Annotated in this window: 13 protein-coding genes; 11 read left to right on the top strand and 2 right to left on the bottom strand. The window is 53.7% G+C overall.

What is annotated here, in order from left to right; translation table 11 throughout:
- The first annotated feature begins 1 nt into the window (after nucleotide 1).
- Nucleotides 2–337, top strand: coding sequence for a DUF1318 domain-containing protein (locus E8D52_17485; protein ID TKB66388.1), 336 nt, complete (start codon nucleotides 2–4; stop codon nucleotides 335–337).
- A gap of 3 nt (nucleotides 338–340) precedes the next feature.
- Here E8D52_17485 and E8D52_17480 read toward each other — a convergent pair whose 3' ends face one another.
- Entirely contained in the window at nucleotides 341–985 is a 645-nt protein-coding gene (locus tag E8D52_17480; protein TKB66157.1) for a sulfite oxidase-like oxidoreductase, read from the bottom strand.
- Between the two features lie 253 nt (nucleotides 986–1,238).
- On the opposite strand from E8D52_17480, the gene E8D52_17475 reads away from it, so the two are divergent.
- From E8D52_17475 to E8D52_17445, 7 genes are all read left to right on the top strand, one after another.
- Nucleotides 1,239–1,976, top strand: coding sequence for a TVP38/TMEM64 family protein (locus tag E8D52_17475; protein ID TKB66156.1), 738 nt, complete (start codon nucleotides 1,239–1,241; stop codon nucleotides 1,974–1,976).
- 78 nt (nucleotides 1,977–2,054) lie between these two features.
- Complete coding sequence (locus E8D52_17470) at nucleotides 2,055–3,611, top strand: mercuric reductase (GenBank protein ID TKB66155.1); 1,557 nt, start codon at nucleotides 2,055–2,057, stop codon at nucleotides 3,609–3,611.
- A gap of 154 nt (nucleotides 3,612–3,765) precedes the next feature.
- The gene (locus E8D52_17465) at nucleotides 3,766–4,218 is read left to right on the top strand and encodes a hypothetical protein (GenBank protein ID TKB66154.1); all 453 of its coding nucleotides are present in this window, start codon (nucleotides 3,766–3,768) and stop codon (nucleotides 4,216–4,218) included.
- Nucleotides 4,218–6,497, top strand: a complete 2,280-nt coding sequence (locus E8D52_17460) for a hypothetical protein (GenBank protein TKB66153.1) — start codon at nucleotides 4,218–4,220, stop codon at nucleotides 6,495–6,497. Before E8D52_17465 ends, E8D52_17460 begins: the two co-directional genes overlap by 1 nt.
- A gap of 335 nt (nucleotides 6,498–6,832) precedes the next feature.
- Nucleotides 6,833–7,252 (top strand): hypothetical protein, encoded by a 420-nt coding sequence (locus tag E8D52_17455; protein TKB66152.1) that lies wholly within the window; start codon nucleotides 6,833–6,835, stop codon nucleotides 7,250–7,252.
- Complete coding sequence (locus tag E8D52_17450) at nucleotides 7,249–8,319, top strand: 3-oxoacyl-ACP synthase (protein ID TKB66151.1); 1,071 nt, start codon at nucleotides 7,249–7,251, stop codon at nucleotides 8,317–8,319. Before E8D52_17455 ends, E8D52_17450 begins: the two co-directional genes overlap by 4 nt.
- Nucleotides 8,320–8,388: 69 nt before the next feature.
- Nucleotides 8,389–9,312, top strand: a complete 924-nt coding sequence (locus E8D52_17445; GenBank protein TKB66150.1) for a class I SAM-dependent methyltransferase — start codon at nucleotides 8,389–8,391, stop codon at nucleotides 9,310–9,312.
- 4 nt (nucleotides 9,313–9,316) lie between these two features.
- Here the strand turns inward: E8D52_17445 and E8D52_17440 are convergent, their stop codons facing one another.
- Nucleotides 9,317–10,525 carry a cytochrome P450 gene (locus tag E8D52_17440; protein ID TKB66149.1) on the bottom strand — a complete coding sequence of 403 codons (1,209 nt, stop codon included), beginning with the start codon at nucleotides 10,523–10,525 and terminating at the stop codon, nucleotides 9,317–9,319.
- Between the two features lie 337 nt (nucleotides 10,526–10,862).
- Here E8D52_17440 and E8D52_17435 point away from each other — a divergent pair, with 337 nt between their 5' ends.
- From E8D52_17435 to E8D52_17425, 3 genes are all read left to right on the top strand, one after another.
- Nucleotides 10,863–11,594 carry a DUF3047 domain-containing protein gene (locus tag E8D52_17435; GenBank protein ID TKB66148.1) on the top strand — a complete coding sequence of 244 codons (732 nt, stop codon included), beginning with the start codon at nucleotides 10,863–10,865 and terminating at the stop codon, nucleotides 11,592–11,594.
- A gap of 243 nt (nucleotides 11,595–11,837) precedes the next feature.
- Nucleotides 11,838–12,947, top strand: coding sequence for a lactonase family protein (locus E8D52_17430; protein ID TKB66147.1), 1,110 nt, complete (start codon nucleotides 11,838–11,840; stop codon nucleotides 12,945–12,947).
- 166 nt (nucleotides 12,948–13,113) lie between these two features.
- On the top strand, nucleotides 13,114–13,830 hold the full coding sequence (locus E8D52_17425; protein TKB66146.1) for a response regulator transcription factor: 717 nt from the start codon (nucleotides 13,114–13,116) through the stop codon (nucleotides 13,828–13,830).
- The last annotated feature ends 1 nt before the right edge of the window (nucleotide 13,831 follow it).

The raw sequence follows: 13,831 nt of genomic DNA, 5'->3' as shown, positions 1-13,831 counted from the left end.
GATGTTCATTGCACGGCTGACCATCGCGGTGTGTGTGACGATCATATGGGCAGTAGTCACTTCGTCTGCGTTCGCACTCTCATTGGATGAAGCGAAAGCAAACGGGTTGGTCGGAGAAAAGGCCAATGGCTACCTGGGGGCAGTGAACCCGTCCAATGCCGAAGCCCAAGCATTGATCGAAGACGTGAATCGGAAACGGCGGCAGGCCTATGAAGATATTGCAAAGCGAAACAGCACCAATATTCGAGCCGTCGAAACGCTCGCCGGAGAAAAAGCCGTTCAGAATACCAAACCAGGAAACTTCGTCGAAGGTCCTGGTGGGTGGAGCAAGAAATAACCGCTACCCATAGCGATCGTTCTTCCACGGAAACCCGGTGTTCGAATACCCGCGGACTTCCCAAAACCCTTTCTCATCTTTATCTGAAAACGTAATTTCCTTCACCCACTTCGCTCCCTTCCAGGCATACCGTTTGGGGACGATCACACGGACCGGACCACCATGGTCTCGGGAGAGAGGTTTGCCATTCCAGCTATGGGCGATCAGCACATCGTCATCGTCACAGGCTTCAAGCGGAAGGTTCGTGGTGTAATCGTCGCAAGACTTGAATAGGACAAATCGGGCAAGTGACAGCGGTTTCACCACGGACATGATGTGCTTGAAGCTCACGCCCTCCCAGTCGTTGTCATAACGGCTCCATGAAGTGACGCAATGGAAATCCGACCGGTCTTTGAATTGGGGTTGTGCCAAGAATTGTTCCCATGTCCAGGTAAGAGGGGTGGCGACAAATCCGCCGATGCTGAGTCTCCATTCGCCTAAAGGAATCTCGGGCTTGAAGCCGAGATCCAGCACGGGAAAGTTGTCAACGAGGTGTTGGCCGGGAGGGAGGCGCTCATCTCCTGCATAGAACACTTCGCGTTCTTCTCCACCTCGACGAGCCTTGGCCCATTGTTCTTTGGTCCTGGTCAATTTGCTTGATTCGTCCATGACGGCCTCCTAGCGATAGAGTACGAGACGAGAGGCAGGCGTGACAACATCTTTCTGGCTGCGCGGAGGGGATGAATACCGCAAGCCTTTACCGATAAACCCTGTTGTGATTTCCTGGGAGAATCGATAGTCACCATCTGGCCAGTGTTCTAGGATTTCCACTGCGGTCGGCATCCTGTAAGATTTTAGACGCTTCTTCGACATACGATCAAGCCAACCGGTTATCTCGTTGACAGAATCAAGGGGAGCCACCATGATACGCCAGGATGCCATTATGACCACCCAGATTTCACCTCACGTTGAATCTAAGAAGCCAAGCCCAGGCAAGATCGTTATTGCGCTGGCGATCGTGCTGGCCATCGGTGCGTTTTTCTATTTCGATTTCGGACAGTTCTTGTCGTTGACCGCGTTGAAAGACAATCGAGACAGTTTGCTGGCATTCACGGATGCCAACTTTGTCTCAGCGGTGGGGATCTTCATCGCTGCGTATGTGATCGTTGCAGGGTTGTCGTTGCCGGGCGCAGTCATTCTGACTTTGGCCGGTGGGTTCTTGTTCGGTGCCACCATGGCGGCGCTGTTCATTAATGTCGGGGCGACTACAGGTGCAACACTGGCGTTTCTGACCGCTCGGCATTTGTTACGGGATACGGTCGAACAGAAGTTCGGCAAGTGGCTCGGGCCATTCCAAGAGGGATTTGCCAAGAACGCGTTCAGCTACTTGTTGACCTTGCGACTCATCCCACTCTTCCCTTTCTTCGTGGTGAACCTTGTGTCTGGACTCACGCGCGTAAACGTCGGGACCTATATCGCCGCGACGGCACTCGGCATCATTCCCGGTTCGTTCGTCTATGCCTATGCGGGACGCCAACTTGGGACGATCAATTCGTTACAGGAAATTGCATCGCCGAACGTGATTGGTGCCTTTGTGCTGCTGGGATTCCTGGCATTGGTGCCCGTCATTTATAAGAGAGTGACGGCCAAACGAGCGTGATGAACTATCCATCGAGTGACAATTCACAACGAAGGATGTCTCGCTATGATGACCGAGCCTCTACTAAGGATCGCTGGAATGAATGAGCACGATCAGTCTCTGATCCTTCCGAACGATGAGTATAATCAGCAGCTTGTTGCCAATGTGCATCCGTCTGACTGGGTCAATCCCGAGCCGACCGGCCGCTACAACATCGTCGTGGTTGGAGCGGGAACTGCCGGATTGATCACGGCCGTCATCGCCGCGAGCCTTGGAGCCAAGGTCGCATTGATCGAGAAACATTTGATGGGTGGGGACTGTCTCAATGTCGGATGCGTCCCGTCGAAAGGCATGATCCGAGCAGCGAGGGCCTGGGCGGATCTACGGAAGGCCACGGAATACGGCGTCCATATTCCCGCCGGGGTGACGTATGACTTCGGTGCGGTCATGGCTCGGATGCGCAAGCTGCGTGCCCGCATTAGTCACAACGACTCTGCCCAGCGCTATACGAAACTCGGCGTCGACGTGTACATCGGCAGCGGTCGATTTACCGGTTCTGACACGATCCAGGTCGAAGGTCCGGCAGGACATCGAACCCTGACCTTTGCAAAAGCAGCTATTTGCACAGGAGCACGTGCCGCAACGCTCCCGACGCCTGGCTTGAAGGAGGCCGGGTATCTCACCAATGAAACTGTGTTCTCTTTGACGGAACTGCCGCCGCGTATCGGCGTCATCGGGGCAGGACCGATCGGATGCGAATTGGCACAGTCCTTTGCCCGATTCGGAAGCCACGTCTATCTGATCGAAGCCGGGCACGGCATCATGCCGAACGAGGATCGCGACGCAGCCGATATCGTCGAACAACAGATGTTGCGCGACGGTGTGACGCTGCTTTGTTGCGGAAAAGAGTTGACGGTACACAAGACAGATAACGGCAAACAGCTGACCGTCGAGTCACATGACCGGCGGCATGACGTGATAGTCGATGAAATTCTTGTCGGAGTCGGACGGACACCCAATGTGGAGAAGATCGGATTGGAAGCAGCTGGAGTCGTATATGACAAGAACGGGATCAAGGTCGATGCCAGATTGCAGACATCGAATCCGAATATCTACTCGGCGGGCGACGTCTGCTCTCGCTATAAGTTTACACATGCCGCTGATGCCATGGCCCAAATCGTCATCCAGAATGCGCTGTTTCCTCACCCCTTCGGGTTGGGGTACGCCAGCATCGACTCGGTGAACATGCCCTGGTGTACGTTCACTGATCCAGAAATTGCCCATGTCGGAATGTATGAGAAGAACGCGAAGGAAAAGGGCCTCGAGGTGGAAACCTATACATATAAATTGGATGAGGTTGATCGGGCTATCTTGGATGGAGAGGACGAAGGGTTCGCCAGAATTCACATCCAGAAAGGGACGGACAAGATTGTGGGCGCCACGATTGTCGCAGCCCATGCCGGCGAGATGATCAGTGAATTCTCCGTGGCGATGAAAGCGGGCGGAGGAGCCAAAACGATCGCCGGGACCATCCATCCCTATCCTACCCAAGCCGAGGTAAATAAAAAGGTGGTCAACCTCTGGCGCAAAGCTCACTTTACACAGAGCACAAAAAACATTCTGACCAAGCTGTTCGTATGGATGAGAAGGGGATGAGGGGGATGGAGCCTGAAGATCTTCTGTGCTCGCGCGGCCGCAGAACGCCCTCATTAAGAGTTGATTCTTGGTATAGCGGTTGATCGGCTAAAAAGACAGATCTGTTGCCCAGGTAGCGATAGTCCATAAACGGAACGGAGATGTTAGGATACGCATGAGACTCCTTTATTTCCTAACCCTACTGGTGTTTACCAGTGTGGGCTGCACCACCTTGGAAAGCAGGACGTTCACCACAGATGATGTTGCGATCCACGGCTATGACTCAGTGGCCTACTTCAGCCAAAACAGGCCAGTCAAAGGAAGCGCCCAGTTCACGCACCAAACTGCAGGAGCAACATGGCACTTTGAGAACAAAATGAACCGCGACCTATTCGCCAATAACCCTGAGGCGTACATGCCCCAATACGGGGGGTATTGCGCCTATGCGATGAGCAAAGGTTTCATAGCCTCAACGGCTCCCGAAGCGTGGACCATCGATGCAGGCAAACTTTACCTCAATTATAGTCTGCGCGTCAGAGACAACTGGCTCGAAGATCTCTCTGGCAACATCAGAAAAGCTGACGACCATTGGGCTGAGAAGTTAAAAGGTCTAGCCGACAGGTCCTGATGTTGCTCGCGACAACCCTGAAGCACCCATGGGTTACCGTTGCCGCCATCCTAGTAGTGATTGCCGCTCTTGGGTACGGCGCCAGCGGCCTGCGCTTGAACGCCAGTTACGACGCCTATTTCGACACCAATGATCCGCTGCTTGCCGTCAACAAAGATCTGGCTGTTAAGTACGCCAGCGACGAAAGCGTCATTATTATTCTCGAGAGTTTGAAACACGACATGCTCGTTCCCGCCCATTATGCGGTCATCGATCGTATCAGAGCCGCTGAGCAAACCCTCCCATTTATTAAGCGCGTCAGTTCCATTGCTGACTTTGTTGATGTCTATCCGGAAATCGATGCCATCCAGATTGAGGGGCATGATTCGGGAAATGATGGAACCACCTCACCCAAGCCCGCTTTCCTCTATCTCAACCGTGACCGTTTGTTGAGTGATGAATATATACGCCGCCTGCTATTGTCGGAAGATGGTCGGTTCGCGCTTATTGAAATAACTTTTTCCCTGCCCGGCGACGGGAACGCCGATGTTCTGCTGAATGCCATGGCGCAACTGCGGGCCTTCGTCAAGAAAGAGATCAACCTCGCTCAGGTTCCAATCATTGCCCACTACACTGGTACGTTAGCCCTGAAAGAGGCCTATGTTCTGGTGGTTCGACACGATTTGAAGATGTTCTTGCCGGCCCTGATCCTGCTTTTCCTGGCGACCCTCTGGGTACTCTTTTCCAGCTTTTGGGTCGCCGTCTCCATCCTCCTCAACGCCCTTCTCGCAGTGGTGGGTGCCTTCGGAGTTGCCGGTTGGTTGGAATTCGAGCTGGCGTCGATCGCTGTGTATGTCCCCGTGATTATTGCCAGCATGGCCATCGCCAGCGCCGTTCATTTCACCACATCCTATCTCTATAGCCGTATGGACGGGCAAAATCCAATGGAGAGCGTCCGGTATGCAATGACACTCAATTTGTTGCCACTCGCTCTTACCAGCTTCACCACGATCTTGGGATTCCTAGGACTTGCATTCAGTCCCTCACCGCCGGTGCGGACTGTTGGATATATTGTTGCGTTCGGCATTACGTTGTCGTTCCTGTTGACGGTGATTCTCTTGCCCGTATTGCTGTGCGGCGTGAAGGTGAATAGAGGTCTCGATTTGCACGCCGTGTTTCAGATTCCCCTGTTGATTCGATTCATTACCACTAATTCTCGATCGATCCTGACATCGTTTACTCTGGTGGCTCTTCTTTCCGCTGTGGGAGTGTTTGGCAATGAGATTAACGACAATGTGTTTGAATATTTCCCGGATAGCCATGAGTTCCGCCAAGATACCAGGCTTATTGATAAAGAGTTCAGCGGTGTGAATACGATTAGCTATTCTCTCGAGACGGGCCTACCGTACGGGGTTTTCCAGCAGATGTTTCTTGAAAGGATGGAAGCGTTCTCACTCTGGCTGCGTACACAGCCAGAGGTAAACCGTGTGGTGACCATTGCCGATCTTCCTCGAGTTCGCCAAGGGATGGGTGTGCGAAATGCATCATCATTGATGCGATATCAACGAATTGCGCAGGAGAACACGCCTGCTGCCTTGTCGCTGCAGCATCATGTATCCGAAGACTACTCGGCGATTCATGCTGCGGTCTATCTCAAAACCCTTGATGCGCGAACCATGATTGCGTTCGATGACCGGGTCCGTGCCTGGCTTGATCGTCATCTCACGCCTTTTTCCTATCAAGGCGGTGCTGGGGCCAATCTCACGTTTGCCCATCTTGGTCAGAGAAACGCGGCCAGTATGGTCTACTCACTCGGTATCGCGCTTGTCGTGATCGCTCTCATTGCCGGATTGATTTTACGCTCTGTAAAGGCCGCGTGGATCGGTGTCGTGTGCAATGTTGTTCCTGTTCTCGTAGCGTATGCGCTGTGGGCGCTGGTGGATGGCAATATCGCTCTTGGGGGAGCGGTGGTGCTGGGCATGATCCTGGGCATCATTGTGGATGATACGATCTACCTTCTGGCGAGGTATCGGCGACTGCGTCAGACTCAGAGCGACATGGTCATCCCGGCGGTGCTCAACCAGGTTGGACCGGCTCTGATCATCACGACGATGACGTTATCAATGGGGTTGTTGATCGGCTTGTTTTCCGATTTCGCTCCTATTCTGGCCATGAGTAGTCTTTCTGTCTCCATCATCTTGGTCGCCTTAGCAACGGATCTTCTCGTTCTGCCTGCATTGCTACAACGTACCTATTTAATAACACCTCCTTCAGTGACCGGTGTCATAAGGGTTTCATGAACAACACGAATCCTCTTGTTGCCTGGCCAGTGTCTCACGGTAGCGCACACATTCCGGGAACAGTGTTCCGCTGCTTTGCTCCTCCGCGGCTGCGTCCGACCCCAATGCGGACCTGGTTCACTCAATGGAGTGAGGATTTCTCTGCTTCTCCCTTGGTGATAAACAGCAGGCATCAGGAAGCGCTGGCCAGGTTAGCGCCGGCCTTGTTGTGCGGGGAACAATCCGCCATCACAATCTTTCAAACTGAAGACGGACATTTGACACGCAAGGCTCTGAGTGTGAGCTCAATACTGTTTCACAGCATCGAGAATGACGAGATTTCCCACGAGGCGAGTTTGCAAGTATTACGCGCCAAACTACCAGCTAGCAGTGACGAACATGCGATTAGACGACGGTCGCAGGCGTACTTCGCGTGCCTAGGACGAGCAGAAACCGTCGCTCATCATTTTGGACAAATAGCGCAATTGGATAGTGCCGTGTGCGCCATCATGTGGTGCATGCAGCATAGTGCGGTAGGCGGCAACAGTATGATTGGTCGGCTGGTTGAACGCATTCGGCAGGACGAAGCACGGCATGTATCGATCAGCCGCCAACATGCGTTTGCCTTGGGCCTTTCCCGTGATGACTATTCGCGCTTGGGGGAACTCGTTCGTGGCGGCCTGACACGCATGCTTGAGAACGTGGCCGATTCCTTTGAGGATATTGGCATAGACGCGGGCTTGTTATTTGCTCGTATCAAGAGGGGAGCGCTGTGACGGCTGCGCACTTTGCGGCGAAACGCCTGAAGCTGCTCGGTACTGGTCGGAGCCTGCCGGGGCCTCCGGTCAGCAATGAAACGTTGTGTGAAGCGCTGGAGAGCGCCTGCCATCCTCGCGCGGGGCGACGTGCCAGAAGTATTGCCTATCGGCTTGGGATCACCCATCGTCATGTCAGCCGCGATTTACACGTTCCACTCAGTGGCACACGTATCACCATGCAGGCGCCGCAGTTGTGCCACGCTGCGCTTTTCGAAGCGATGGTGGAAGCGGGAATCGACATCGCTTCGGTCGATTACCTTATTGGCCATACATCATCCCCTCACACCCTTTTGCCACCCAATATCGCGTGGGTTGCCGACGAGCTTCAGTACACGGGTCCTTATCTGGAACTGCGTCAGGCATGTACTGGTTTTGCCAACGGGTTGCAGATCGCGTCGGCAATGGCAGCCGCAAACGCCCTTCAGGCAATCGCGATTGTCGGAAGTGAAACCGGGTCTCCGTATTTTGGCATGTCCGATGCGTTTCTTAGCAATGAACAACTCGTGAATTACGTCCAGATGGGTGATGGCGCCGGCGCTGTGGTCGTTGGGCAGGACGATGGATCTGAGGACCAGATCATCTCTCATATCTTTCTCGGTCAGATTGGTCTTGGGCGGGAACCAGGATTCTTCATTGAAGGCGGGGGGTCTTCTCAGCCGCAGTGCAGCATGCAGGTGCCTGTGTTTCGACATCACGTGCAAACCGTGCGAGAGCATGGGGGAGAGCTGTTCGTGCGTGGCGTCGAGGCTATGGTGCAACGCGGACATTCTCTGGGGGAGTTTGATTGGATTTTGCCCCATCAGGCCAATGGACATCTGGCCCATCTTTTCAGCCAATACTTTGACGTGCCCGAAGAGAAGATCTATGTCACCGCGGACAAACTGGGGAATCTGGGGTCAGCGGCGATTTGGGTCAGTCTCGATCTGCTACGCCGATCTGGGAACCTGAAAAAAGGGCAACGCGTTCTCATATTGGGCGCCGAAGCGAGCAAATTCTTGTTTGGTGGATTTGTGTATCAACACTGAACGGTCATTGCCCATGTCTGAAAAGATTGTGTCACGCGATTAATGTTTTAGCCTGTTGGTTTCAAATCTATGAGTCACAACTCACCTTCCAGTGCGAGCCATACTCCTCAAACAGCCTGTGCGTGGTTGAAACGCATGTCCTCTAGTGCGCTTCACCCCTGGCGCTATGTGACTGGTGCGCGCGGTCATGGCCTTGTTGCTGGACAGGCTAAGCGTATTGGCTCACGCCTGCTTTACGAGTATCTTGCGCGGCGCTATCCATTTGGCGAGTGGACGACCATGAACTATGGCTATGCGGAACTGGGGTCCGATGAGCATCCCCAGAGCGTCGGACTCCATGACACGGAACGCTTTGCGTTACAACTCTACAGATATGTGGCTACCTTGGGATCGCGAGGAGATAGGCTAACCGACCTTGATGTGATCGAGATTGGTAGCGGACGCGGAGGCGGCGCGGCCTACCTCGCACGGACCCTCAAACCAAAGACGTTCATTGCGCTGGATATCTCTCAAAGTGCCACAACGTTAGCACGTGCACATCACCAAACAGACACAGGGCTGGAGTATGTACAAGGAGACGCGGAGAATCTTGCTTTTGAGGCTTTGAGTTTCGATGTTGTGCTCAACATTGAGAGTGCCCACTGCTATCGTTCAATCCCACGCTTTCTGTCGGAGGTGTATCGTGTGCTTCGGCCTGGAGGAGAACTCCTCTTTGCAGGCTTTGCCTCACGACGAGGAGGTGCCCTGGAACGTATGCAGGCTGAACTGGCGGAAAGCTCATTACGGCTTCTGAGGCAAGAGGATATTACCGCCAATGTGGTTCGCGCACTCGAGTTGGACGAGGGGCGGAAGTTGGACTTGCTTCAACGACGAGTCAGAGGTCCGTTCAAGACCTTCGCGCGCGGCGCCTATGCGATGGAAGGTACGGCGATGCGGTATGAGCTTGAGTCAGGCCAAACCATGTATATGGCCGTAGTCCTTCGGAAAGACTGATCAGTTATGGAAGACGTGGCCGCCGCACCCGAATGAGCAAGGATGAGTAGCCAGGGTAGGTCTGACCGCGGTTGTACCGGCGGCTGAGGATTTCGTATTCGCCCTCAACCGACATCAGTGCCTCAAGTACTTTACGAGCTTCGGCGATGGCGAGGCCTGTCCCTAGACAGGTGTGGGCGCCGGCTCCAAAAGGGAGACGGCGAAATCGTGAATCGATCGCGCGTTCAATGTCAAAGCGAGTCGCATTGGGAAAGTGTTTCTCTTGTTTCATCATATTGTTAAAGACGATGAGCGCCCGTCTTCCCTTGCGAAAGTGATGGCCGCGAATCTGACAATCAGCTACTACGGCGCGAAGGACGACGTTGGACGGCGTCACAAGTCGAAAGCCTTCATCGACGGCCCGCTCAAGCAGCTCAGGCTTCTCGCGTAGCTTCTCAATTTGCCCGGAATCAACCAATAGCGTGAGAACTCGCGGCATGCCGTAGGTGATGAGTTCTGTGGCACCAATCATCACGATGATCACCACGCCCTTCGCTTCTTCAAACGTGAACCCGTGAGATCGCATTTGCTGAGTCAGCGATTCGTCGCGAATATCCTTGTCTTCATAACTTTCCAGGATATGTGCCGACAGTTGCTCGACAATCCGCGTTGCGTTCTTCAGGTCGCTTGCAGATAGTCTGGGCTTACCAAGACCGGCCAGAGCAGTGAATTCGGTGGCCAGGGTAAACATATCCGCATAGACCCCTCGTTCATTATGTGGGTCGACCCTGACCCCGATCAATTCGCAAGCCATCCGGCTCGAGAAGTCCTTCATAAACTCCACCACGTCAACCATTCGTCCGGCTAGCAGATTCCCTCGGAACTCATTCACGATGTCATTCGTGGCCGACCCGATAAGCGCTTTAATATATTTCGACGAAAATACCTCCTGCAGCCTTCGCTTCAGATCCTTGTGCTCTGGTCCGTCCATGTTGAGAAGTGCATACGGCCCAAGCGCCTGAGTCACAAGAAAACCCAGGCTACCAGGGGAATGAGAATCAAAGTGCTCGGTGTCCATCAGAACGTCGAGAGCGATCTCGGCATCACTGATCACGTGGCCAATGCGCGGCAAGTACACGACATCTCCAAGGCGTCGTGATAACTCCAGGAGTCCGTAAGCAAGGGGTCGGTTGAGGAGATACACCAACCACTCATTCCACTGTGCCTTATCCATCTTTCTCTTTCTCGGAGGAGTTCTGAGTGCTGAACAATTGATGCGGCAATCCAAAACTTGCTCGCCGCTGCGTCTATCTGGAATATGCGGTGGTGATGTTCTCCGTACTGGAAAGTGCACGATCTGTCACGGCTTGCCTCACTGGTATTGTCACCCCTGCATCCGATAGTGTTACCAAAATCTACGCTTGGGGGATAGATCTCCTTTTCAATGCCTCGCTGAACAATCACCGCAATCATGGGTTAGGCTGTAAGAAACCTAATGAGTGTTCGACAATATAACGAGCTGTGTGCGTGGAGGAAACGGTAGTATGAAGACTCACACAATGAGACGGAATATGTTGGCATCCATGCTGGTCATGTTGTGCGCGCTGTTGCCGGTCACCTCCGCGCGGGCAGAGGGCAGTGCTGTGCTTGAGGTGGGGAAATTTTCCGCAAGTGAACCGGGCACGAGTTTGCCGGACGACTGGAAGCCGTTGACCTTCAAGAAGATTCCGAAGCTGACGACGTACGAACTGGTGAAAGACGAGGCGCAAGTAGTCGTCAAGGCCACGAGCGATGCATCGGCATCCGGCTTAACCAAGGAAATCAGGATCGATCCGAAGAACTTTCCGATCGTGCGATGGCGGTGGAAGGTTCAGAATTTACTCCAGAAGAGCGATGTCACGCGAAAAGACGGGGACGACTATCCGGCCCGGATTTATATTACCTTTGAATATGACCCGGACAAGGTCAGTTTCGGCAAGAAGCTCAAGTACAAGGCAGGCCAAGCTCTGTTTGGAGATATTCCGATCGGAGCCATCAATTACGTGTGGGAAACCAAGGCTCCCGTTGGGGCGATTATCGACAATGCTTATACGGATTTCGTCAAAATGGTGGTGGTTGAGAGCGGGCCACAAAAACTCGATACCTGGATCGAAGAGTCCCGTAACATCTACGAAGATTACAAGAAGGCCTTTGGAGAAGAGCCGCCGATGATCAACGGCATTGCCATCATGAGCGATACGGATAACACGAAGGAACGAGCCACCGCCTACTACGGCGATATTGTGTTTATGAAAGCTCGCTAAGAAGAGCTACATAACACGCCTTGATCTCATTTCCAGCCCTCTGCTCTTTGAGGGAACGACGTTCACACACACCTGTAGTCGAATCCCACACATTCCATCATCCTTCTGGGGTCCGGAGACCAACGTCCCAAGCCTCAACTTTGTGACAGAAATGTGATGCTTTCGCGAGAACGGCGTGACATGGCGACGCTATCGTGGAAGGGTCGATTTCTTGCAATTTATCCATAAACTAAGGAGGATGGGATGATACGTAAATTGATCATGGGTGCGCTGGCAACGGCGATCACTCTTTCCGGGTGGGTGACCGGCTCGGTATTCGCCAACGATGAATGGCAATGGCCAACGGTCTACACCATGTCGAATCAGACAGGCGACAATGCCGTCTTGATTTTCAGGCAGCATGGAGACACCCTGGTTCCTGCTGGATCGTTTCCCACAGGGGGAAAGGGGTCAGGAGGTGGACTGGGTAATCAAGGTGCCCTCGCCTTCAGCGGTGATGGCGATGCCCTTTTAGTCGTGAATCCTGGCAGTAATGATATCTCAGTGTTCGAAATCAACGGACGTTCCCTGAAGCTGGTAGACCGAGTGTCTTCCGGGGGAATCAGCCCTATCAGCGTTGCCACGCATGAGGATTATGTCTATGTATTAAATGCAGGAGGGCCGGGGGTGGGCAATATTGCGGGGTTCGAGCTGACGCAGAACAACAAGCTGAAGCCGATCGCTGGCTCGAATCAGCCGCTCAGTGGGGCCAACACCGCGCCGGCGCAAATCTCGTTCAATCTCTCGGGAGATACGCTGGTCGTGACAGAAAAAGCAACAAACATCATTGACACCTATGCGGTGGATGAGGACGGTGTAGCATCTGCGCCGGTTTCACAGAGATCCAACGGCCAAACCCCGTTTGGCTTTGCCTTTACTCCGCGAGGGGTATTGGTGGTCAGTGAGGCTTTCGGAGGCGCACCGAATGCATCGGCCGTCTCGTCGTACCTCCTACGCGATGGACAATTGAACGTCCGGAGCGGGTCGATCGGCACCACCCAATCGGCCGCGTGCTGGATCGTGATTACTAAAAATGGAAAGTTTGCGTATGCCAGTAATACCGGCAGTAACAACATTTCCAGTTATCGAGTGGGAGGTGCGGGGCGGCTCACGTTACAGGAAGCGGTGGCAACGCCCACCGGGGCTGGCCCCATTGACATGGCATTGAACAAGAACAGTCGGTTCTTGTATGTGCTGAATGCAGGATCCGATTCCCTTGAGGTCTTTCGGGTCAATCGTTGGAATGGGCGTTTGACCCAAGGGACTGGCGTTTCTGGCCTCCCTAATGGGGCCAATGGACTTATTGCGCGATAACCGCTCGCGCCATCAGGTCCCTAGTCTCAGGACCACGGAGAGGCCCCGTGTAGGCGGGGCCTCTCCGTGGCTGAGGACGGTCGCGTCCGTGCGAGTACTGGATCACTCGCACGGACGCTGGGTAGGTCATTGTCAATTGGTTGGCGGTGGACAAGCTGGAGAAGATATGGCGTCTCGTACAATTCTTGTCGTTGAAGATGATCCTGACATTGCCCAGCTAGTGCAGCTCCATCTGCGCGATACAGGGTATGAAGTCGATGTGGCACAGGACGGTCCAGCAGGACTTCAGCAGGCCCTTGCCAAGTCCTATGACTTGATCATTCTCGATCTGATGCTTCCTGGAATGGATGGACTAGAAGTGTGCCGAAAACTGCGCGCCTCATCGAAGTACAGTCTTGTCCTGATGCTCACAGCCAAATCGACAGAACTGGATCTGGTGTTGGGCCTGGAAGTCGGTGCAGATGACTACCTCACCAAGCCCTTCAGCATCTTGGAGCTTCTTGCACGAGTGAAAGCCTTGTTTCGGCGTATGGACGCGCTTCGTGCACAGGCTCCTCTCGCCAAGCCCCTCACCATTCGCGCAGGCGACCTCGTGATCGAGGTTGATAAACGAAAGGTTCAGCTGCGCGGTCGATCGATCGAGTTAACGGCCAAAGAGTTTGACCTCTTGCTCCACTTTGCCCAACACCCTGGCCAGGTCTATACCCGTGCCGCACTCTTAGATACCGTGTGGGGGTACTCACACGAAGGATATGAACATACCGTAAATTCCCACATTAATCGGCTGCGGGCTAAAATCGAGGATGATAGCAGCCGGCCTCGGTACATTCTAACCGTGTGGGGAGTCGGCTATAGTTTTTCCGAAGAATGGTCTGAACGGTAGG

Source organism: Nitrospira sp., assembly GCA_005116745.1.
Taxonomy (GTDB): domain Bacteria; phylum Nitrospirota; class Nitrospiria; order Nitrospirales; family Nitrospiraceae; genus Nitrospira_D.
Note: the sequence above shows the minus strand (reverse complement) of the source record. Positions and strands in the feature narration are given on the sequence as shown.